Raw genomic sequence first — 22,206 nt, forward strand, 5'->3', positions numbered from 1 at the left:
GCGCGATGCGGCACCGATGAGTTGATAGGCGGGTAATGGCCAGAAACGGCAAGCGGCGTTCGTCGAATAGTGCAGGCGGACGGCCGCGTCATTCAGAGAAACCGAAAAAGCGCTGGTGGCTGCGTATTCTGACGGTGCTGGTCGGCATCGGCGTGCTGGCGGCCATCGGTCTGGTGCTGGCGGTGATGGTCACCATGCGCTCGCTGCCCAGCTATTCGACCTTGAAGGCCAGCGAACATGGCCAGATGATCGTCGTGCGCGCGCGCGACGGGCGCGAACTGGTGTCGATCGGCCCCAGCTATGGCGAATGGCTGGATTCGGGCGAAATCCCGCAAGTGATGAAGGATGCGATGGTCGCGGTGGAAGACCGCCGTTTCTATTCGCATTACGGCGTCGATCCCATCGGCGTCGCCCGTTCGCTGATGGTGCGCGTGGAAAAGGGCGTGTGGCGGCAAGGCGGATCGACGATCACGCAGCAGCTGGCGCGCAATATCTTCCTTAACAACAACAAGACTTTCGACCGCAAGGCGCGCGAGGCGATCCTTGCATTGGCGCTGGAACAGAAATTCTCGAAGGACCAGATCCTCGAGCTTTATCTGAACAAGGTCTATTTCGGCGGCGGTGCCTATGGCATCGATTCGGCCAGCCGTCTGTTCTTCAGCCATCCGGCCACCCAGCTCGAACCGGCAGAGGCAGCGATCATCGCGGGTCTGGTCAAGGCGCCGTCGCGCTATTCCCCTACGGCCGATGCCGATGCGGCCGTAGCGCGTGCGGCCATCGTCCTGCGGCTGATGCAGCAGGAAGGCTATATCAGCGGGGCCGAAGCGGACCGTATCGACGTCAGCACGGTGAAGCTGAAAGAGGATCACGGCCAGAACTCGGTCCGCTATTTCACCGATTGGGTGCTGCCGCAGCTCGATTTTCTGGTGCCCGACAGTTTCGAACCGATCGAGGTGTGGACCACGCTGGATGTCGGCATGCAGCGCGCGGCGACCACGGCAGTGAAATCCAACGTTCCGGGCGGGGCGCAGGGCGCGCTGGTCAGCCTTGACCGCGACGGCGCAGTGCTGGCGCTGGTGGGCGGCACCGATTACGTCGAAAGCAATTACAACCGCGCCACGCAGGCCCAGCGCCAGCCGGGTTCCGCGTGGAAGCTGTTCGTCTATCTCGCCGCGCTGGAAGCGGGCTATACCCCCGACACGCCCGTCTATGACCGGCAGATCACCATCGACGGCTGGACCCCGCGTAATTCGGGCGGAACCTATGCGGGCAAGATCGACGTGCGCGCGGCCTTTGCCTATTCCAAGAACACGGTGGCGGCACAGCTGGGCCAGTCGGTCAGTTTCGGCACGGTGGCCAGCATGGCGCGCCGTTTCGGCATCACCAGCCCGATCAGCACCTATCCGTCGATGGTGCTGGGCGCATCGGAGGTTCGCCTGATCGAGTTGACCGGTGCCTTCGCCGCCGTTCAGGCCGAAGGGCGTTCGGTCGAACCCTATGGCATCACGCGCGTTACCACGGCGGACGGCGACCTGCTGTATGAACGCAAGCGCGGGCGGCAGGACCAGCTGGTCGCGCCCTATGTGGCGGCGCAAATGACCGATCTGCTGCAAACGGCGGTGAACACCGGCACGGGCCGTGCGGCGCAGATCGGGCGGCCTGCAGCGGGCAAGACCGGCACGACCAGTTCCAACAAGGACGGCTGGTTCATGGGCTTTTCCAGCGGCATCACCACCGGCGTGTGGATGGGCAAGGACGATAATTCGCGCGTGGCCGGATTGCAGGGCGGCACCGCGCCCGCGCGGGCATGGGCGGCCTATATGCGGGTTGCGACGGCCAAACGCCCGGTCGAGGAATTCACGACCGAGCTGACCATGCCCGAATGGCAGCTGGAGCCCGATGACGAGGCATGGTTCGGCGGCGAGGGCGGCGATTACTATTTCTTCGACGAGGAGGGGAATCCCATCGACCCCTATGGCCGCGATTACCGCGCGCCGCCCGATGACGGTTCGCGCCCCGGCGATGCGGCGGGTTACGGGCCCGACGGCTACCGCGACGGCTATTACGACAATGGCTATCCCGAAGGCTACGGCAATACCCCGCCCTCCGAGCGCGGCCAGGATAATGGGCGGCAGCCCGAACAGCCGCGCGGCATCGATCAGGACTTCCTCGACCGCGCGACGGGCAGGCAGGAACAGAACCTGCGCCGCGATGCGCCGCCGGGGTCGGGATCGGGCCAGCAACAGGTGCAGCAGCAGCAAGTGATCACCCCGACGCGGCAAGCGCAGCCCAAGGTGGTCGAAATCCGGCCCGCACCGACGAACTAGGTCGGCCGGACCTCTGATCCGCCCCAATGCGAAAGGGCCGCCCCGTTGCCGGAGCGGCCCTTTTTTATGGCTGGTTTTTAACGGGCCCGTCTTAACTGGCCCGTCCTGACTGGCCCGTCTGGGCGCGGCGCGGTGATCAGCCCCGCGACAGCCGGATCGGCAGGTACACCGCAGGCTGGCCGCGCCGCTGCACGCGCAGCAGCACTGCATCGCGGCTGTCCTTTTCGGCGGCGCGCACGGCAGCTTCCAGCTGGGCCACGGTGCTGACGTCCTGATAATTGGCCGACAGGATGATGTCGCCGCGACGCAGCCCCTTTTGCGCGGCGTCGGAACTGCCGTTGACGGCGGCGATCACCATGCCTTGCAGATCGGCGCTGACGCCCAGCTGGCGGCGGATTTCGGCCGTCAGCGGAATGGCCGACACGCCCAGCTTTTCGGCGATATATTCCTGCTCGCCGCCAGTGCCGGGATTGCCGAAGCCTTCGTCGTCATCCTCGCTCTGGTTGCTGAAGCTGTTGGCCAGCTCTTCCTGGCTGGGGCGCAGGCCGACCGTCGCGGTCAGGTTCATGCGCTTGCCGTTGCGCAGCACCTCGATCGGGACGCGCGTGCCGGGTTCGATATTGGCGACCGTATAGCTCAGCGTCTGGTCGGGCGTGATATCCTTGCCCGCGACCTTCAGCACGACGTCGCCGGGCTTCAGCCCTGCCTGATCCGCCGCGCCGCCGGGTACGACCGACTGCACGAATTCGCCGCGATTCTTCTGCAAGCCCAGCGAGGACGCCAGATCGTCGGTCACGGGGTTGATCTGGATGCCCAGATAGCCACGCTCGATCGTCTGGCCCGCGATCAGCTTTTTCACGATGGGGGCGGCGGTGTCGGCGGGAATGGCAAAGCCGATGCCCACGCTGCCGCCGGTGGGCGAGAAGATGGCATTGTTGATGCCGATCACATTACCCTGCATGTCGAACATCGGGCCGCCCGAATTGCCGCGGTTGATCGCGGCGTCGGTCTGCAGATAGCGGTCATAGATGCCGCCCGAATTGGTGTTGCGGAACACGGCGGAAATGATTCCGCTGGTGACCGTGCCGCCCAGGCCGAACGGATTGCCGATGGCGATGATCCAGTCGCCCACGCGCGCATCGCTCGACGATCCGAATTCGACGAAGGGGAAATCCCTGTCGCCGCTGATCTTCAGCACGGCGAGGTCGGATTCGGGATCCTTGCCGACCAGTTCGGCATCGTATTCCGCGCCGTCGGGCATGGTGACGGTGATCGATTCCAGCTCGCCATTGCCCTGCACCGAAATCACGTGGTTGTTGGTGACCACATAGCCGTCGGCGCTGATGATAAAGCCCGAGCCGAGCGACTGCGCCTCGCGCGTCTGGCTTTGCCCGCCGCCGAACAGCCCCTCGAACGGGGTGCCCGCGAACGGATTATTCGCCACCTGCACACGCTGGCGGGTGGAGATATTGACCACCGCAGGCTGCAATTGCGCGGTCAGGTCGGCAAAGCTGGCGGGCGCGCCCGAACGGGGCACCACGCGGTTGATCGACGCATCGTCGTTCTGGGCGACTTGCGCACCGGCGGGAAATCCGGTGGCGAAGGACAGGGCTGCGCCGCCAGCAAGCAGCGCGGCAGTGACCGAATAGGCGTAACGCACGATTTTGGTCCTCTTGAAATCTGGATTCATGAATTCGTGTGGCGGTTTTTCGATATATGGGTGCGAACCCGTAATTTTCCATTCACGCCACGCGCCCTGAACGCCGATTGAATAAACGCGCCCTTATGCCAAATCCGGGCGCCGGATTAACGGCGGCCCCGGAACTGGCGCAGATATTCGTTGTCCGGCGACATGATGATAGAGCTTTCGCTGCCCACGCTGTCATCGGCGAACACGGCGTCATAGCTTTGCATGGCGCGATAGAAATCGTAGAATTCGGGGTCCTGGTTGAACGCATCGGCATAGGTCTTGGCCGCTTCGGCCTGCGCCTCGCCGCGGATGATCTGCGCGCGTTTCGCGCCCTGCGCCCGAATGGTCAGCGATTCCTGCTCGCGCGCGGTTTCCATGCGGGTAAAGGCGGTTTCCAGCGGCCCTTCGGGCAAATCGGCGCGCTTGATGCGCACATCGATGACCTGTGCCCCATATTCGCGCGCTTCCTTGTCCAGACCCTGCCGGATCTCGTCCATGGCGGCGCTGCGTTCGGCAGTGATCAGCGCCTGAAAGCTGCGCGTGCCCAGCCTTTGCCGCAGAACCGAATTCAGGATCGGCTGCAAGGCTTCGGCCACGCGGTCGGTGCTGCCGGCGGTTTCGACCATCAGAACCGGATCGATGATACGGAACCGCGCATAGGCGTCGACTTCCAGCCTGCGCTGGTCGCGGCTCAGCACTTCCTGCCGCTGCATGTCGACATCCATCACCTGTTTCGACACCCAGACGACGCGTTCGAAAATCGGCAGGCGATAGACGATGCCCGCGCCGGTATGGCCGAAATCGGCATTGGGGCGGAACCGGTTGGCCACGCGCACCGGCTCACCCGTGCGGATGATCACGGCCTGCATGGTTTCGGGCACCACGATAAAGGAGGACAGGGCCACCGCCACTGCGATGGCGCCGCCGATGATCGCCAGTTTCCAGCGTTCCCAGATCGCGTCCATCAGTTCGACTCCTGCGTGGTCCGGGGCGCCTGCGCGGTCGCCGCGCGGCTGCCGCGCCGTGCTTCGGGCAGCGGCAGATAGGGGACGACGCCATCGGCTTCGACCACGGTCTTGTCAGTCTCGCGCAAGACGCGCTCCATCGTTTCGTAATACATGCGGCGGCGGGTCACTTCGGGGGCCAGACGATATTGCTGGTACACCTCGTTGAACTCCTGCGCCTCACCCTCGGCGCGGGCGGTGACCTGTTCGGCCCATGCGCGCGCGCGGTTGATGTCGGCCTCGGCCTCTTGCTGGGCGGACAGCACCTTGCGGAAGCTGTCGATCACCTGACCCGGCGGATCGGCCTTTTTGATTTCGACACCCTGGATATTGATGCCCGCGCGATATGCATCGAGCAGCGCCTGCATATTGACGGCGACGCTGCGCTCGATCTCTGCGCGGCCCGAACCCGACAGGGCCTGATCCAGCGTCACCTCTGCCACCGAAGCGCGCATCGCGGCCTCGGCCACTTCCTTCACCGTCTCGTCCGGTTCGGCCAGCTGGAATTTATAGAGCTTCAGATCCTTGATGTTCCAGCGGATCAGATAGGACAGGTCGACAAGGTTCTGGTCGCCCGTCAGCATCAGCTTCTCACCCTCTCCCTCGGGAATGGTGTCGCGCCGGATGGAAGTGACATCCTCTACATCGACCTGCTGGATCGGCCATGGCAGGGTGAAGGACACACCCGGGCTGAGCGTTTTTTCATATTTGCCAAAGGTGGTGACGATCCCCTGTTCCTTGGGATCGATCATGTGGAAACTGGTGATAAGGAGCCACAGCGCCGCTACGGCCACAACGACCAGCGGCACCCAGCTTTTCCCGCCCGGTGCCTGTGGCATGCGGGGGAAATTGCCGCCCCCGCCGCCGCTTGGGCCGCCGCCGCGCTGGCCGCGGCGTCCGAACAGATCCTCGATATTGGCGGCGCGGCGCGGGCCGCCCGCGGCACCGGCGCCCCCTTCGGGCAGCCAAGGATTCTTTGGCTTTGACGCAGGCTTTGCAGGCGGTGTGCCGTCACCGTCCGATGCAGGCGCGTCGCCTCCATTGGAATTGTCGCCCGAAGGCGGTTCGTCGCTGCCGCCGCCGGCCGATCCCCAGGGATTGCGACCGACCATGCCCAATATTGCGTCCTTCAAGGACCCGCCCATCTCTTTCATGCCTATCCTTATAGGTATGCGGGGCGATAAAAACAGGGGCCGCGTTTCAAAAAGCGTGGCGGGTTCAAAAATGCGCGTCGCGGGCCGCTTGCGACAAATGCGATGGGCGAAATCGTTTTTGTGCCATTGGATTTTTCGCATCAAGCTGCCAGTGCAGGGCGCATGTCCGATCAAGCAAACGACCCTGTGCCGAACCCTCTCGCCGCGATACAGTCCCGCCTTGCCCCGATTGCCGGTGACCGGCTGGCGGGCGCGCGCGTCGGCGCGACGGGGGCGGTGACGCTTGTGCTGGAAACGGGCGGCATGGACGCGGCGGCGCGCGATGCGCTGGAACGCGACGTGCGCGCGGCGCTGGCGGATATGGATGTGGGCGATATTCGCGTTGCCCATATGGCCGAGCGAAGCGATGCCGCCCCTGCCGCCGCGCCGAAAGGCCCGCGCCTGATCGCGGTCGGGTCGGGCAAGGGCGGGGTGGGCAAATCCACCCTGTCGGCCAATCTGGCGGTGGCGCTGGCGCGCAAGGGGCGCAAGGTCGGGCTGGTCGATGCCGATATCTATGGCCCGTCGCAGCCGCGACTGCTGGCGGCAGAAGATCTAAAGCCAACCGCGCGCGACAAGCAGCTGATCCCCGTGCACAGCCGGTGGGGCGTCTCGATGCTGTCAATGGGCCAGCTGGTCGAGGCGGGGAAGGCCATCGCATGGCGCGGGCCGATGGCGGCAGGCGCGCTGACCCAGCTGCTGGAAGCGGATTGGGGCGATATCGACGATCTGGTGATCGACCTGCCGCCCGGCACCGGCGACGTGCAGCTGACGATGATCCAGAAATTCAAGCCAGCGGGCGCGGTCATCGTGTCCACGCCGCAGGATCTGGCGCTGATCGATGCCACCCGCGCGATCGCCTTTTTCGAAAAGGCCGATGTGCCCGTCATGGGCGTGGTGGAGAATATGGCAGGCTATGTTTGCCCCCATTGCGGAGAGGCGAGCGACCCGTTTGGCACCGGCGGGGCAGAGGCAGAGGCAAAGCGGCTGGGCTATCCGTTTCTGGGCCGCATCCCGCTTTCGATCGACATCCGCACCGCCAGCGACGCAGGCACGCCCCCTGCCGCCGGGGAAGGGCCGATTGCCGATGCCTTTGCCGCATTGGCGGATAGTTTGCTAAAGGGTGTGCGATGACCGGAACGGCGGGACTGCGCGCAAAAATCGGCCCGCATCTTACGCGGCGCAACCTGCTGATCGGCGCGGCGGCGGGCGGCGGGCTGATCGCGATCTGGGCGATGATGCCGCGCGATTATCCGGTCCCCCTGCCTGCCGCCGATGGCGAACAGGCATTCAACGCATGGCTGAAAGTGGGCCGCGACGGCGTGGTGACCGTGGCCGTGCCGCAGCTGGAAATGGGGCAGGGCGTCACCACGCTGCTGCCGCGCATCGCCGCGCAGGAACTGGGCGCGGACTGGCGGCAGGTGGCGGTGGAGCCTGCCGCGATCAGCGCCGCCTATGCCGATCCGGTGCTGGCGGCGCGCTGGTCGGCCCTGTGGTCGGACAATATTCTGGGCACCGCGGACGATCCGGACGATTATCTGGTCCGCCGCCATGCCGAAACCGAACGGCTGATGGCCACGGCCGAAGGGACCGGCATCGCGGCCTATGAACAGGAACTGCGCGAGGCCGCCGCCGCCGTGCGCGCGGTGCTGGCGATGGCCGCCGCCAACCGCTGGGACGTGAATTACGAGGAATGCACGGCCGAGGCGGGCTTTATCCGTCACGGTGAAAAAAGCCTGCGCTTTGGCGAGCTGGTTGACGAAGCGGCACAATTGTCGCCCCCCGATCCCGCGCCCTTGCTGCCCGATCCCGCAACCGCGACGCTGCCCGAAATGACGGGCGATGCCGGCCCCGGCGATGCAGGCTATTTCGGCAGGCTGGACGTCCCGTCGAAAGTCGACGGCAGCTATCCTTTCGCGGGCGATATCCGCCTGCCCGACATGGTGTTCGCCGCCATCGCGCATGGCCCGCTGGCCGACAGCAGGCTCGACAGTTTCGATGCCGATGCGGGGCGGCGGGTCATCGGCTATCTGGGACGGGTCGAGGGGGAGGGCTGGTTCGCCTGTGTCGGGGCCAGCCAATGGGCCGCGGAAAAGGCGCTGAAGGCGATGAAGCCGCGTTTCCGCCCGGGCCGCGACCTGCCCGACGATACGCGCATCGCCGGCGCGTTGGACCAGGCGCTGGCCGAAGGCGATCCGCAAGTGCTGTTCCAGCAGGCCGACCCCGCCGCCGCGCTGCAATCGATGGGCGTGACCGAGGCGGAATACAGCTTTGCCCCGCAGATCCACGGCACCATCGAAACCGCCAGCGCCACGGCCCGTTTTCTCGACGGGCGGCTGTCGCTGTGGATGGCGACGCAGGCCCCCGGCGCCGCCCGCCGGGCCGCGGCCGAGGCTTTGGGCATCAAGGAAGCCGATGTCGTGCTGCTGCCCGTGGGCGCGGGCGGCAGTTTCGATGCGCGGCTGGACATCGCCATCGCGCGCGAGGTTGCGGCCATTGCCTATGCGATCGGCAGGCCGGTGCAACTGACCTATTCACGCTGGCAGGAGCATTTGCGTGCCCTGCCCCTGCCGCCCGCGCGGATCGGCTGCCGCGCGCTGGTCGGCCAGCAAGGCACGATCCGCGCATGGCACAGCCGCATCGCCGCGCCCCCCGCAGCCCGCGAGATGCACGAAAGGCTGGATAACGGCCTGCGCGCAGAGGCGGCGATGGAAACGGCGGCAGGCACCACCGATCCCGCCAGTCTGATGGGCCACCGCCCGCCCTATGCCATTCCCGAATTGCTGGTCGATTGCGTGTCCGCCGATGTCGGCATTCCGTCGGGACGGCTGCGCGGCAATGGCGAGATCAGGCCCTGTTTCGCCAGCGAGTGCTTCGTCGACGAAATCGCCCGCGCCAATGGCGAGGAGCCCCTGTCGTTCCGCATTTCGATGCTGGGCAACAATCCGCGCCTGTTCGCCTGTTTGCAAGGGGTGGCGCAGATCGCGGGCTGGGACGGCGGCAGTGACGGCAGCAGCGAGGGGCTGGCATGCTGGCAGATGGACGATCCGGCCGGGCGGCCCGACGGCGGCGGTTTCATCGCGGTGATCGCCAATGCGCGTCTGGGGTCGAGCGAGACGGGAGGCGGCGTCGAAGTGTCGGGCCTGTCGGCCTATGTCGATATCGGGCGCATCGTGGATTACGATCTGGCGCTGCAACAGATTGAAGGCGGCCTGCTGTACGGCATGTCGCTGGCACTGGGCATGGCGGTCGGGTTCGACAATGGCCTGCCGCGCGAACGCACGCTGGCGGCGCTGAACCTGCCGGGGCTGGGGCGGATGCCCGAAATCAGCGTGGGTTTTGCCGAAAACAATGCGCCGCCGTTCGATCCGGGCGAAATCGGCGTGGTCGCCGCGGCGCCCGCGATCGCCAATGCGCTGCGCGCCGCGACGGGTAACCGTTACCGCACCATGCCGATCCGCATTGCCGAAGTTTCGGGGTCCCCATCCGGTTCCGGCCCGTCTGACCCTGCCGCATCCGATCCTGCCGCCCAGTCCGAAGGTGGCATCGCCGAACCGGCTGCCGAGGACGTCACCCCCGATGCCGCCGCGCCCGATTATGACGGGCCGGTGGAGCTGCCCGACGGAAGCATAGCGCGATGAGCAATCTCACCCCCCTTTCGCGTCCCGCCGACCATCCCGCCGCGCCGGTGGGACGGGTGGCGGTGCTGCTGGTCAATCTGGGCACGCCCGATGCTGCGGAAAAGGGCGCGGTAAAGCGCTATCTGGCCGAATTCCTGTCCGACCGGCGCGTGGTCGAAATTCCGCCCATCGCATGGCAGCCGATCCTGCGCGGCATCATCCTCAACACGCGGCCCGCGAAATCCGCCCATGCGTATCAACAGGTCTGGACCGACGATGGCTCGCCCCTGGCGGCGATCACGCGGCGGCAGGCAGAGGCGTTGCAGCAACGGATGGGCGATGCAATCAGGGTCGACTGGGCCATGCGCTATGGCAAGCCCGCGATCGTCGACAAGGTTCAGGCGCTCAAAGACGCGGGCTTCGACCGCATCCTGTTCGCGCCGCTCTATCCGCAATATTCGGCGGCGACGACCGCGACGGCGGTGGATCATCTGAGCCGCGCAATGGCCGGCATGCGCTGGCAGCCTGCTATCCGCACCCTGCCTCCCTATCACGACGATCCGGCCTATATCGCGGCGCTGCATGCCGATATCGGGCGGCAGGTCGCGGCGCTGGGCTGGATGCCCGAAGTATTGTTGCTGTCCTATCACGGCATGCCCGAACGGACATTGCATCTGGGCGATCCTTATCACTGCCAATGCCGCAAGACCGCGCGCCTGCTGGCCGAAGCCATGGCGCGGACCCATCCGGACCTGCGTATCGAAGTCAGCTTCCAGTCCCGCTTTGGCCGGGCCAAATGGCTGGAACCTGCGACCGATCAGGTGCTTGAGGCCGAAGCGAAGGCAGGCACCAGACGCCTGGCCGTCGCGGCCCCCGGATTTTCCGCCGACTGCCTCGAAACGCTGGAAGAGCTTGCCATGCAGGGGCGCGACCAGTTCACCGGCGCGGGGGGAGAGCAATTCGCCGCCTTGTCCTGCCTGAACGACGGGGCGGCCGGGATGGACATGCTGGAGGCACTGGTCCGCCGCGAGCTGGCGGGTTGGATCTAGGCCATCGGGCCCACCCGTTCTGTTACCAATCTATCGGCAAATGTCATGAACAGGCCTCCCGCACATCCGGAATAGTCGTCCGAAGGCGCATCGATCGTTGCTATCATGCGCCAGAGGGGTCGCACTCTCGAACGGATGCCTATGGGTTTCGACGCAGACGCTCATAACCGGTTGCGCGCCAATTTCGACCTGTTCGTGCGCAATGCCGGGGACGATCCCGCCCGCTTGCTGGGCATCGCCAAAAGCGCGTCGCGGCTGGGCATGTGGGAACAATCGCGCGCCCTGTTGCTCCGCGCACGCGACTGCGCGCCGCAGGGGTCCGAATTGCGCCGCAGCATCGGGGGGCAGATCGGCGGGGCCATCCCGTCATGGCATTTGTCGATGCTGCATGACCGGCAGAGAAACGATGCGTTCGAACGGGCCATCGCCGCCAATGTCCGCCCCGGCGACCGTGTGCTGGATATCGGCACCGGATCGGGCCTGTTGGCAATGATGGCGGTGCGCGCGGGTGCGCGCGAAGTCATCGCGGTCGAAATGGACCCGCTGCTGGCCGATGCCGCCGCGCAGGTCGTGGCGCAAAACGGCATGGCCGACCGTATCCGCGTGATTCCCCGCTGCTCCACCGATCTGGATGCAGAGGCCGATCTGGGCGGGCCCGTCGACGTGATCGTGGGCGAAATTCTGGCCAATAATCTGCTGCTGGAAGGCGTGCAGCCGACCATGAAACATGCGGCGGGCCATTTGTTGCGGCCGGGCGGGCGGATGGTGCCGCAATCGGCGGACATCATGGTCGCCCTGTGCGAGTGGGACAGTTTCCACGCGTTCGAGGATGTGTCGGGCTTTGATCTCAGCGCGTTCAACCCGCTGATCACCACGCCGCGCCGCATGGGGGCGGATCACGAACATCTGGTCATGCGCAGCGCGCCCGCGCCCCTGTTCGCCTTTGATTTTACCGATCCCGCGATGGCCGATGCGCGCAGCACGCGGCTGATGCTGGAATGCACGGGCGGCCCCGCCAATGGTGTGGCGCAATGGCTGCGCATCCGGCTGGACGCAGAGGTGGATTATGAAAACCGGCCCGACGCGGAGTATAAATCGCACTGGCGGCCGGTATTCTATCCGTTCGACCGGCCCGTCATGACCGAAGCGGGCGCGCTGCTGGCGATAGAGGGCAGCCACGATCCGCTCTCTATCTCGATCTGGAAGGCATAGCGGGGCCGGTCAGCCCGCGGGCGCATCCTGCCGGATGAAGGGCAGCATATGGGCGCAATAATCCGCCTTGCCCAGATCGATGCCCTGCTGCCGCAGGATCGCATAGGCGGCCATGACATGGAAATAGAACTGCGGCACCGCCCAGTCGCGCGCATATTGCTGCGCGGTCAGGTCCATGATCATGCCATTGGGCAATTCATGCGCCAGCGCGGCGTCGGCATCCATATCCAGCGCATCGCTGCCCAGCGCCTGCACCTGCGCCAGCGTATCGGCGATCACGCGCTGCCCCTCGGCAATCGTGCCGGGATGGTCGCCCGCCTCGCGCCCCTCTGCCACCAGCGCGCCGGCCACTTCGGGCAATGGCTTGCCCTGCAGGCGATAGATGGCTTCCAGCACCTGCACACAGGCAAAGCGGATCTGCGTCGACAGCGGATACATATCCTGCGCCAGCCGCGCCGCCATCAGCGCGTCGCCGCCGCCGCTGGCCTGTGCCTTATCCAGCCATGCCGACAGCGCGGTCAGCATATTGCGATAGGTAGGCACCAGAAGTGCTGTGAAAGCCATGGCCATCCGCTCCGTCATTCTTCCAGTTCGATATCCCAATAGAGCCAGTCGCGCCATGTCTCGTGCAGATAGTTGGGCGGAAATCCGCGGCCCTTTTCCTGCAATTGCCAGCTGGTCGGACGGATCGGATCGACATGCAAATGCATATGCGCCTGTTTCGGCGTGCGCCCGCCCTTTTTCATATTGCAGGGCGCGCAGGCGGTGACGATGTTTTCCCAGCTGGTCTTGCCGCCCAGACGGCGCGGGACCACGTGGTCGAACGTCAGATGCTTTGGGCTGCCGCAATACTGGCAGCAGAACCGGTCGCGCAGGAACAGGTTGAAACGGGTAAAGGCCGGAAATTCCGACGGTTTCACGAAATCCTTCAGCGCAATCACGCTGGGGATCTTCATGTCGAGCGAGGGCGAGTGCACCTCTCTGTCATAGCTGGCGACGATATCGACACGGTCGAGGAACACCGCCTTGATCGCGGTCTGCCATGGCCACAGGCTGAGCGGGTAATAGGATAAAGGCGTGTAATCGGCGTTGAGCACAAGGGCCGGACAACTCGCCAGCTTGCGGACGGGATCGTCATCCGCGCTGGAGAGTCTGGCTTTCCGTTCGATCAACTCAGCCCGAAACATATCCTTTGCCGCGCCTCCTTTTGAGCGAAGGGCCTTTGGACGGCCCTTCCACGGTGCGCATCGGCGGTTTGCGGCCAGACGGCAGCATTGGCACCCGCGCCGGTTACGGGCGCTGAGTGGCAGGGTTGTGTGACCGCTTGATGTCGCATGGTGATTACGATTGCTGCCCTGACCGACTCGCGCGGTCAAGATGGCGCGATGGGCGGTTTCCACAGTCTGTTCACCGCCTATGCCCAGCCGGTCCCCAGGCCGTCCCCATACTATCCCCGTTGTTTTCCGCATGGTTATGCACAGGCGCCCGCGGGCAATGCATGATTGCGCCATGGCTTCGTGCGCGGCAGAAATGGCGGCGATGATCACCACCCGCTTTGCCCCCAGCCCCAACGGGCCGCTGCATCTGGGCCATGCCTATGCCGCCATCGTCGCGCATGACCGGGCGAAACGGAATGCAGCGCCGCAGGCGGGCCGCTTCCTGCTGCGGATCGAGGATATCGACGGCGCGCGCAGCCGCGCGGAATTCGCGCAATCCGCGCTGGACGATCTGCGCTGGCTGGGGCTGGACTGGGACGGAGAGGCGATACGGCAATCGTCGCGCATTGCGGACCATCGCGCCGCGCTGGACCGGCTGGGGCGCGAGGGGCTGGTCTATCCATGCCGCTGCACCCGCGCCGAAATCGCTGCCGCCGCCACACATCACGGGCCGGACGGGCCGGTCTACCCCGGAACATGCAGGCCCCGCACGGGCAGCGGCGCGAATTTTTCGCCCGACGGGCCGGTCGCGTGGCGGCTGGACATGGAAGAGGCCTTGCGCAGAACCGGACCGCTGACATGGACCGACGAAATCGCGGGCGACATCACCGCCACGCCCGAAATATTCGGCGATGTCGTGCTGGGTCGCAAGGATGCGCCGGGCAGCTATCACCTTGCCGTCACGCTGGACGATGCGGCGGACGGGATCACCCATGTCACGCGCGGGATGGACCTGTTCGCCTCAACCCATGTCCACCGCCTGTTGCAAGCCTTGCTGCGATTGCCGGTGCCGGTGTGGCATCACCATGCCCTGCTGCTGGAGGCCGGCGGACAGAAGCTGGCCAAAAGGCGCGGCTCGCCATCGCTCGCACAGCGGCGGCTGGCGGGAGAGGACGGGCAGGCGCTGGCCGCGCGGCTGCGCAGCGGCGATTTTCCGGACGGGCTGACCGCCGGATCGGGCGGTTACGGAATCGCTGGAATTTAACTGCCGCAATCCCTATCTGGACGGCATGAACATCATCCTCATCATCGCCATTATCATTCTGGTCGTCATGGTCGTCGTCTCTTTGGTGCGCGGGATCGTCGCATTCATGCAAACGACGAAACTCGATCTGGAAGGCGGCGAGGAACGGGTGAAGGAAATGCAGCTTCGCCAGAACAAGGCGATGTTCGCGCGCATCAAATATCAGGCCGCGGCGATTGCCGTGGTGGCACTGCTGCTGCTGATCGCGCGCTAGTTCGCACAGTTCCGATGGTCCGGCTGAACAAGATCTACACCCGCACGGGTGACGATGGCACGACCGGCCTTGTCGACGGGTCGCGCCTGCCCAAACATCACGCCCGCATGGAAGCGATCGGCGCAGTGGACGAGGCCAATTGCGCAATCGGCATTGCGGTGGTGGCGCTCGGCGACGACCCGACGGGCGCGTTGCTGCGGCGCGTGCAGAACGATCTGTTCGATCTGGGCGCCGATCTGGCGACCCCTCTGGCGGACGGGGGCGATTTCGCGCCGTCAGAGATGGTGCTGCGCATGGTGGAATCGCAGACTGCTTGGCTGGAAAGCGCAATCGACGATGCGAACGAACGGCTGGAACCGCTGACAAGCTTTATCCTGCCCGGCGGCAGCGAAGCGGCCGCGCGGCTGCACATCGCCCGCGCCAGCGCGCGCCGCGCCGAACGCAGCGTGGTCGCCATGGCGGCAGAAGTGCCGGTGAACCCCGCCGCCAGCGCCTATATCAACCGGCTGTCCGACTTGCTGTTCGTGCTGGCCCGCCTTGCCAATGATGGCGGGCGCGACGATGTGTTGTGGGTGCCCGCCGGTAACAGGTAGGCCCCCGGAACCTGCCGCCCCTGCCATTCGTTTCCCCTGCAAACCGCCTGATGCGTTCAGGCTTTGCAAACAGGACACGAAAAATGGCCAATCCGCGCAGCGATCTCGCCCCCGAAACCGTCAATGACGAACAGATCGACAAGGACGAGCAAGCCCAGACCGTCGCTGATCAGGCCAGCGGCCGCAGCCCGTCAAGCTATGGCCTTGACGAAGATAGCGAAAAGGCCGTCGGTTCGGTGACCGAAGACGACGATACCGAAGACCTTGTCGATCACATGAAACAAATGGATCGCGGCGGCATCGACATGAGCGCCTATGACGGTGAGCCGAACATGGACGACAACGAACAGAAATACGGCCACCGCAACATCATGGAAGACGAACCGCGTAATTCGGACAGCTGATATATCTTAAGCCGGATTGCCGCCCGACGGCTGCATGTCGAGCAGCAGCCAGATGGCGGCAATCAGGACCACGGCGCCCGCGCAGACGGCCCATGCGATATAGCGCAGGTGCGGCGCATCGGGACGGTCAACCGCGTGCCCGCGCATCCTTTGCAGGGAGCGGCAGGCGCGGCGTTCCGCCAGAATAGCCAGAACCGCTGCCAGCACAATGAATACGCTGGCGATCGCACGCGCCACCCACCATGGTTCCAGCGCGCCGAACAGCGCCTTGAACCCCAGCCCTATCGCGATCGCACCGAAAGATGTGCGGATCCAGCCGGCATAGGTCCGCTCGACCGCCATGACGGTCCGGTCTTCGGCCATATGGGTGCGCTCCTGCGCCAGATCGTCGCGGTCTTCGTCACCGGCATTGCGGTTATAGGGATCGTCCTTGACCATAGAGTGGGAACCGGCTGGCCGGCATACGGGTTCCCGCCGCGCCTAGGGCGTCTCACCCGCCTCGGATTTCAGCCGGTACAGCATGTCCAGCGCCTCACGCGGGGAGAGTGCGTCGACGTCAAGGTCGCGCAGGGTTTCGCGCAATGTGTCGCATTGCTCCTCCGCTGCCTCGGTCGCGGCGGCGAAAAGGGGCAGTTCACCCAGACCCGCCGCCAGCCCGCCGGTTTCCGCGCGGCCTTTTTCCAGCCTGTCGAGCACGGCCTTTGCCCGCGCGATCACCGGTTTGGGCAGACCCGCCAGCCGCGCCACCGACAGGCCGTACGACCGGTCGGCTGGCCCCTCGGCCAGCTCGTGCAGCAGGACCAGATCGCCCTTCCACTCGCGCGCGCGAACGTGATGCAGCGACAGCGCCTCGCAGCTTTCGGCAAGGCGGGAGAGTTCGTGGTAATGCGTCGCGAACAGGCAGCGCGATTGCAGCGTGCTGTGCACGCTTTCGGCCACCGCCCATGCCAGCGCCAGCCCGTCATAGGTGCTGGTCCCGCGCCCGACTTCATCCAGAATGACGAAACTGCGGTCGGTGGCCTGCGACAGGATCGCGGCGGTTTCGACCATTTCGACCATAAAGGTCGAACGTCCGCGCGCCAGATTGTCCGATGCACCGACACGGCTGAACAGACGGTCGACCAGCCCGATGCGCGCTGCCTCTGCCGGAACGAAGCCGCCTGCCTGCGCCATCAGCACGATCAGCGCGTTCTGCCGCAGGAATGTCGATTTGCCGCCCATGTTCGGCCCGCCGATCAGCCACAGACGTGACGAAGCCGATAGCGCGCAATCATTCGCAACGAAACGCTCGCCCGCTTTGGCCAGTGCTTCCTCTACTACCGGATGGCGTCCGGCGGCGATGGCCAGCGTCGGGCTGTCCTCCACCTCGGGCATGGTCCATCCGGCCCCTTCGCCTGCACGTTCGGCCCATCCGGCGCAGACATCGATGCGGGCCAGCGCCTGCGCGGTGACGGCAATGGCCTCGCGCGCGTCGATGGCGGCGTTCACCAGCTCTTCGAAATGCGCTTCCTCGGCCACCAGAGCCCTGCCGCCCGCTTCGGCGATGCGGCTGGCTTCCTCATGCAGGGCAAGCGCGTTGAAGCGCACCGCGCCCTTCATCGTCTGCCGGTGGGTAAAGCCGCTGTCCGGCGCCATCAGCGCATCGGCGCGGCCCGCAGGCACTTCGATGAAATAGCCCAGCACGCCGTTATGCTTGATCTTCAGCGATGCGATGCCCGTCTGGTCGCGATATTTCGCCTCAAGCGCGGCAATCGCGCGCCGCCCGTTCTTGGCGATATCGCGCAATTCATCCAGCGACGCGTCATAGCCTGCCGCGATGAACCCGCCTTGCGACCGTTCGGTCGGCGGGGCTTCGACCAGCGCGCGGGAGAACAGCTCGATCATCGCGCCATGCCCCTGCAGGCGCGGTAACAGGGCCCCAATCAACGGGGGCATTTCGCCGCGCCCGGCCAGCCGTTCCTGCAAGGCCAGCGCCACGCCCAGCCCGTCGCGCAACTGGCCCAGATCGCGCGGAGAGCCGCGTCCCGCCACGATCCGGCCCAAGGCGCGCCCGATATCGGGCAAGGCGCGCAATTCATCGCGCACCGCTTCGCGCAGCAGCGGATCGTTGTGCAGCCATCCCACCGCCGCCAGCCGCGCGCGGATCGCATCCACAGCGCATAGCGGGGCCGACAGGTCTTCGGCCAGCAGCCGCGCCCCCGCACCGGTCAGGCACCGGTCGAGGCAATCGATCAGGCTGCCCTTGCGCGTGCCCGACGCGGACACCAGAATTTCCAGCGATGCGCGTGTCGCCTCGTCCATCGCCAGATGGCCGGCGGCCGACCGCGCGCGCGGCGGCAGGAGCAAGGGCAGCGTGCCGCGCCCGACATGGTCGAGATAGGCAATCAGCCCCCCTGCGGCTGCCAGCGCCGCGCGGTCGAACTGGCCGAACCCGTCCAGCGTCGCCACGCCGTGCAGTTCCCTCAGCCGCGCTTCACCCTTGTCGCTGGCGAAATCGCGGGCTGGGCGCCCGATTGCCTCTTCGGGCAGGCATCCGGCATCCTCGGGCGCGACACTTTCGGGGCTTACGATCTCGCTGGGGCCGATCCGCGCCAGCGCCGCGCCCAGCGCTTGCGGCTCCACGCTTTCCAGCGCCATCTCTCCGGTGGAAATATCGACCGCCGCCAGTCCGACAATGCCGCGCACCGGTGCGATGGCCGCCAGCACATTGGCGCGCCGCGCTTCCAGCAGCGTATCCTCGGTCAGCGTGCCTGCCGTTACGAAACGCACGATGTCGCGCGCGACCAGCGCCTTGGACCCGCCGCCCTCCCGCTTGGAACGGGCCTTGGCCTCGGCGGGGGTTTCGGTCTGTTCGGCAATCGCCACGCGGCAGCCCGCGCGGATCAGCCTCGCCAGATAGTTTTCAGCCGCATGCACCGGCACGCCGCACATCGGCACCGGCTGTCCGCCATGCTCGCCGCGACTGGTCAGCGCGATATCCAGCACCGATGCGGCGCGTTTCGCATCGTCGAAGAACAATTCGAAAAAGTCGCCCATGCGATAGAACAGCAGGCAATCGCCCGCTTTTTCTTTCAGCGCCAGATATTGCGCCATCATCGGCGTTACGGTGGAAGAGGCCATCGCCCCGCTCTACCGGCTCGAACCGGCAAAATCATCGGCGCGCCGACTCTCCTTTGGGGAAAACCTGTCCCTGGGGGAAACCGGAATATTGCACCCAGTCGGCGGGGCATTGCGCGACCGGCACGGGTTCGGCCCGCCGCCAGTCGTCCACCCAGCAATCGTCGAAGACCGAACAGTAACAGATTCTCACCGCCAGCTCGCCGCGTTCGGTGGCAAAGCGCCGATAGGCTGCGGGCGGCGTGCCGTCGGGCTCCATCAATGCGAACATCATTTCCTCGCCGGGGCGCAGCACTTCGCCGTTTATGCTGCCGATGCCCAGCGAAAGCCGGTCGTCGGGTCGGGCGCAGCAAGCGTCGATCAACTGGCGGAAACCGGTATAGGCCTTGCCGCGATAGCGTATTTCCATGCCCCTGATCAGTGCGGGTCCGACGCCCTTGTTGACGAGCGAGAGGGTGATCCTCTCGGTCCCGTCCCCGTCCTGATTGGACGTGGCATAGGTAACGCGCGGCCAGACGCTGGCGACCTGCATCTTGTCGGTCGCCTCGGCCTGAACAAAGGCGAAATAGGCGACCCCCACCGAAATGACCAGCGCGGGCACCGCCAGCACCGCATTGGCCGCCGCGACCAGCGGCAACAGGCGCAACAGGCGCGATAGGCCGGTTTTGAGGCTCGCATCATTGGGCGAGCCATCATTTGGGCCTGCATCATTTGGGTCTGCATCACGGGACTCGCCATCCTGCCTGCCCACCAACGCCTCCAGCGCGGCAAGGCGGGCGCGGATGTCGTCACGCGAATCGGGATCGGGCGGGTTCATGCGATTGCGGGAAATACTATGCCACCGGCCCGCCGCGCCAGCGCCGAATAACTCCGACAAGTTGTATGATCTTTATTTGATATAGGTATAATACATTTCGCGGCGTAAAAAAGCGATTGCCCCCCTTTTGCCCCCGCGCGAAACGTCTATAGGCACCAGTGTCCCATGGAGAGGGGCGTGACAAGGAGCAGCCAGCCCGTGAGCAAAGACGGCACCGACAAGCCCGACGTTTCCTTTACCGAGCGCGAGGCGCTGTTTTATCACGAGACGATCCGTCCCGGTAAGATCGAGATCGTGCCGTCGAAACCGATGGCGACCCAGCGCGACCTGTCGCTGGCCTATTCGCCGGGTGTGGCCGCACCGGTCGAAGCCATCGCCCGCGATCCGGCGCTGGCCGCCAAATATACCGCGCGCGGCAATCTGGTGGCCGTCATCTCCAACGGCACCGCGATCCTTGGCCTCGGCAATCTGGGCGCGCTGGCGTCCAAGCCGGTGATGGAAGGCAAATCGGTGCTGTTCAAGCGGTTCGCCGATGTCGATTCGATCGATATCGAACTGGCGACCGAAGACCCCGAAGCGTTCATCAATGCCGTGGCGGTGATGGAACCCAGCTTTGGCGGGATCAATCTGGAAGACATCAAGGCGCCCGAATGTTTCATCATCGAACAGGCGCTGCGCGAACGCATGAACATCCCCGTCATGCACGACGACCAGCACGGCACCGCGATCATCGCGGCTGCGGGGCTGATCAATGCGGTGCATCTGACGGGCCGCAAGATGGAAGACGTGAAGATGGTGGTGAACGGGGCGGGCGCCTCGGCCATTGCCTGTACCGCGCTGATCAAGGCGCTGGGCGTGAAACACGAAAACGTCATCATGTGCGACCGCAAGGGCCCGATCTATCCGGGCCGCGAGAAGGTGAACCAGTGGCAAAGCGCCCATGCGGTGGAAACCGAAGCGCGCAGCCTTGAAGAAGCGCTGGTGGGTGCGGACGTGTTCCTTGGCCTGTCGGCGGCGGGCGCGCTGAAACCCGAATGGGTCAAGGGGATGAACGACCAGCCGATCATCTTCGCCATGGCCAACCCCACGCCCGAAATCCTGCCCGAGGAAGCCAAGAAGGTAAAACCGCGCGCGATCATCGCGACGGGCCGGTCGGATTATCCGAACCAGGTCAATAATGTGCTGGGCTTTCCCTTTATCTTCCGCGGCGCGCTGGACGTGCGCGCCACCGCGATCAATGAAGAGATGAAGATCGCCGCGGCCGAGGCGATTGCCGAGCTGGCCCGCGAACGCGTGCCCGACGAGGTGGCGGCAGCCTATGGCGTCGATCACCAGTTCGGGCGCGAATATATCATCCCCGCCCCGTTCGATCCGCGCCTGATGGAACGCGTATCCGCTGCCGTAGCCAAAGCCGCAATGGACACCGGCGTCGCACAGGACCGCATCGAGGATTTCGACGCTTACAAGCTGTCGCTGAAGGCGCGGCTCAATCCCACCACTTCGGTCCTGACCAAAGTGTACGAGGATGCGAAGAAGAACCCCAAGCGCGTCGTCTTTGCCGAGGCGGAGGAAGATGTCGTCATCCGCGCCGCGATCCAGTTCCGCGATTTCGGCTATGGCCATCCGATCCTTGTCGGCCGCACACAGGCGGTGCGCGACAAGCTGATCGCGCTGGGCGTGGACGATCCCGACAGTTTCGAAATCCAGAACTCGGCCGACAGCAGCCATGTGCCCGCAATGGTCGATCATCTCTACGAACGCCTGCAACGGCGCGGTTATACCGAACGCGACGTGCGCCGTATGGTCAATCAGGATCGCAATATCTTCGGATCGGCCCTGCTGGCGATCGACGCGGGCGATGCGATGGTGACCGGCCTGACCCGCCCGTTCGCGCAGACGGCCAAGGAAGTGGCCACCGTGCTTGACCCCAAGCAGGGCGAGGTGCCGTTCGGCATCCATCTGATGATCGGCAAGAACTATACCGTGTTCCTGGCCGATACGACGATCAACGAACGCCCCGACGCCAAAATGCTGGCGCATATCGCCAAGGAGACCGCCAAAGTCGCCCGCCGTCTGGGCCACGATCCGCGCGTCGCCTTCCTGTCCTATTCCACTTTCGGCAATCCGGCAGGCAAATGGCTGGAGAATATCCGCGACGCGGTTCACATCCTCGACGATGAGGGCGTGGATTTCGAATATGAAGGCGAAATGGCACCCGATGCCGCACTGAACCCGACGGTGATGAAGCTGTATCCGTTCAGCCGCCTGTCCGCGCCCGCCAACGTGCTGGTGATGCCGGGTCTGCAATCGGCGAACTTGTCGGCCAAGCTGCTGCGCGAACTGGCAGGGGCATCCACTATCGGCCCGATGATGATCGGTATGGAAAAGCCGGTGCAGATCGCCCCGATGACGGCGATCGCGCCCGACGTACTGACGCTGGCGGTGCTGGCGGCAGCCGGAGTGCTTAGCTGATTCGCGCTGGGCTGATTGGGCGAAATGCCGGGCG

Annotated in this window: 18 protein-coding genes; 10 read left to right on the plus strand and 8 right to left on the minus strand. The window is 65.3% G+C overall.

Annotated elements, in window-relative coordinates; translation table 11 throughout:
- Window positions 1-35: 35 nt before the first annotated feature.
- Window positions 36-2,327: a transglycosylase domain-containing protein gene (locus LOZ74_RS00595; protein ID WP_230292451.1), complete on the plus strand. Its 2,292-nt coding sequence runs from the start codon at window positions 36-38 to the stop codon at window positions 2,325-2,327.
- A gap of 136 nt (window positions 2,328-2,463) precedes the next feature.
- Here LOZ74_RS00595 and LOZ74_RS00600 read toward each other — a convergent pair whose 3' ends face one another.
- The 3 genes from LOZ74_RS00600 to hflK all read right to left on the minus strand — a co-directional run bounded on the left by LOZ74_RS00600 (window position 2,464) and on the right by hflK (window position 6,175).
- Entirely contained in the window at window positions 2,464-3,987 is a 1,524-nt protein-coding gene (locus tag LOZ74_RS00600; protein ID WP_230292452.1) for a Do family serine endopeptidase, read from the minus strand.
- Window positions 3,988-4,133: 146 nt separating this feature from the next.
- A complete protein-coding gene (hflC, locus tag LOZ74_RS00605; protein WP_230292453.1) occupies window positions 4,134-4,982 on the minus strand; it encodes a protease modulator HflC in 849 nt (282 codons plus the stop codon).
- Window positions 4,982-6,175, minus strand: coding sequence for a protease modulator HflK (gene hflK / locus LOZ74_RS00610; protein ID WP_230292454.1), 1,194 nt, complete (start codon window positions 6,173-6,175; stop codon window positions 4,982-4,984). The genes hflC and hflK overlap by 1 nt, the downstream gene beginning before the upstream one ends.
- Window positions 6,176-6,337: 162 nt before the next feature.
- Here hflK and LOZ74_RS00615 point away from each other — a divergent pair, with 162 nt between their 5' ends.
- From LOZ74_RS00615 to LOZ74_RS00630, 4 genes are all read left to right on the plus strand, one after another.
- Complete coding sequence (locus LOZ74_RS00615; RefSeq protein WP_230292455.1) at window positions 6,338-7,348, plus strand: Mrp/NBP35 family ATP-binding protein; 1,011 nt, start codon at window positions 6,338-6,340, stop codon at window positions 7,346-7,348.
- Window positions 7,345-9,855 (plus strand): molybdopterin cofactor-binding domain-containing protein, encoded by a 2,511-nt coding sequence (locus LOZ74_RS00620; RefSeq protein WP_230292456.1) that lies wholly within the window; start codon window positions 7,345-7,347, stop codon window positions 9,853-9,855. The genes LOZ74_RS00615 and LOZ74_RS00620 overlap by 4 nt, the downstream gene beginning before the upstream one ends.
- Complete coding sequence (gene hemH / locus LOZ74_RS00625; RefSeq protein ID WP_230292457.1) at window positions 9,852-10,883, plus strand: ferrochelatase; 1,032 nt, start codon at window positions 9,852-9,854, stop codon at window positions 10,881-10,883. Before LOZ74_RS00620 ends, hemH begins: the two co-directional genes overlap by 4 nt.
- Before the next feature lie 141 nt (window positions 10,884-11,024).
- The gene (locus LOZ74_RS00630; protein ID WP_230292458.1) at window positions 11,025-12,095 is read left to right on the plus strand and encodes a 50S ribosomal protein L11 methyltransferase; all 1,071 of its coding nucleotides are present in this window, start codon (window positions 11,025-11,027) and stop codon (window positions 12,093-12,095) included.
- Between the two features lie 9 nt (window positions 12,096-12,104).
- Here the strand turns inward: LOZ74_RS00630 and LOZ74_RS00635 are convergent, their stop codons facing one another.
- Window positions 12,105-12,659, minus strand: coding sequence for a DUF1993 domain-containing protein (locus tag LOZ74_RS00635; RefSeq protein WP_230292459.1), 555 nt, complete (start codon window positions 12,657-12,659; stop codon window positions 12,105-12,107).
- 14 nt (window positions 12,660-12,673) lie between these two features.
- Window positions 12,674-13,282 (minus strand): HNH endonuclease, encoded by a 609-nt coding sequence (locus LOZ74_RS00640; RefSeq protein ID WP_230279396.1) that lies wholly within the window; start codon window positions 13,280-13,282, stop codon window positions 12,674-12,676.
- A 352-nt stretch (window positions 13,283-13,634) separates the two neighbouring features.
- Between LOZ74_RS00640 and gluQRS the strand changes: the two genes are divergently transcribed.
- The 4 genes from gluQRS (at window position 13,635) to LOZ74_RS00660 (ending at window position 15,766) form a co-directional block, all read left to right on the plus strand.
- Entirely contained in the window at window positions 13,635-14,516 is an 882-nt protein-coding gene (gene gluQRS, locus LOZ74_RS00645; RefSeq protein WP_230293771.1) for a tRNA glutamyl-Q(34) synthetase GluQRS, read from the plus strand.
- Between the two features lie 25 nt (window positions 14,517-14,541).
- On the plus strand, window positions 14,542-14,769 hold the full coding sequence (locus LOZ74_RS00650; protein WP_230279395.1) for an HIG1 domain-containing protein: 228 nt from the start codon (window positions 14,542-14,544) through the stop codon (window positions 14,767-14,769).
- A 14-nt stretch (window positions 14,770-14,783) separates the two neighbouring features.
- The gene (locus LOZ74_RS00655; RefSeq protein ID WP_230292460.1) at window positions 14,784-15,362 is read left to right on the plus strand and encodes a cob(I)yrinic acid a,c-diamide adenosyltransferase; all 579 of its coding nucleotides are present in this window, start codon (window positions 14,784-14,786) and stop codon (window positions 15,360-15,362) included.
- Window positions 15,363-15,445: 83 nt separating this feature from the next.
- Window positions 15,446-15,766, plus strand: coding sequence for a hypothetical protein (locus LOZ74_RS00660; protein ID WP_230292461.1), 321 nt, complete (start codon window positions 15,446-15,448; stop codon window positions 15,764-15,766).
- 6 nt (window positions 15,767-15,772) lie between these two features.
- Here the strand turns inward: LOZ74_RS00660 and LOZ74_RS00665 are convergent, their stop codons facing one another.
- The 3 genes from LOZ74_RS00665 to LOZ74_RS00675 are packed head-to-tail and all read right to left on the minus strand — an operon-like array spanning window position 15,773 to window position 19,700.
- Window positions 15,773-16,204: a YidH family protein gene (locus LOZ74_RS00665; RefSeq protein ID WP_230292462.1), complete on the minus strand. Its 432-nt coding sequence runs from the start codon at window positions 16,202-16,204 to the stop codon at window positions 15,773-15,775.
- A 42-nt stretch (window positions 16,205-16,246) separates the two neighbouring features.
- Window positions 16,247-18,886: a DNA mismatch repair protein MutS gene (mutS, locus tag LOZ74_RS00670; RefSeq protein ID WP_230292463.1), complete on the minus strand. Its 2,640-nt coding sequence runs from the start codon at window positions 18,884-18,886 to the stop codon at window positions 16,247-16,249.
- A gap of 31 nt (window positions 18,887-18,917) precedes the next feature.
- Entirely contained in the window at window positions 18,918-19,700 is a 783-nt protein-coding gene (locus tag LOZ74_RS00675) for a hypothetical protein (protein ID WP_230292464.1), read from the minus strand.
- A 198-nt stretch (window positions 19,701-19,898) separates the two neighbouring features.
- On the opposite strand from LOZ74_RS00675, the gene LOZ74_RS00680 reads away from it, so the two are divergent.
- Window positions 19,899-22,172, plus strand: coding sequence for an NADP-dependent malic enzyme (locus LOZ74_RS00680; protein WP_230279392.1), 2,274 nt, complete (start codon window positions 19,899-19,901; stop codon window positions 22,170-22,172).
- Window positions 22,173-22,206: the final 34 nt, after the last annotated feature.

It is taken from the genome of Croceicoccus sp. Ery5, assembly GCF_020985325.1.
In the GTDB taxonomy this organism is placed as follows: domain Bacteria; phylum Pseudomonadota; class Alphaproteobacteria; order Sphingomonadales; family Sphingomonadaceae; genus Croceicoccus.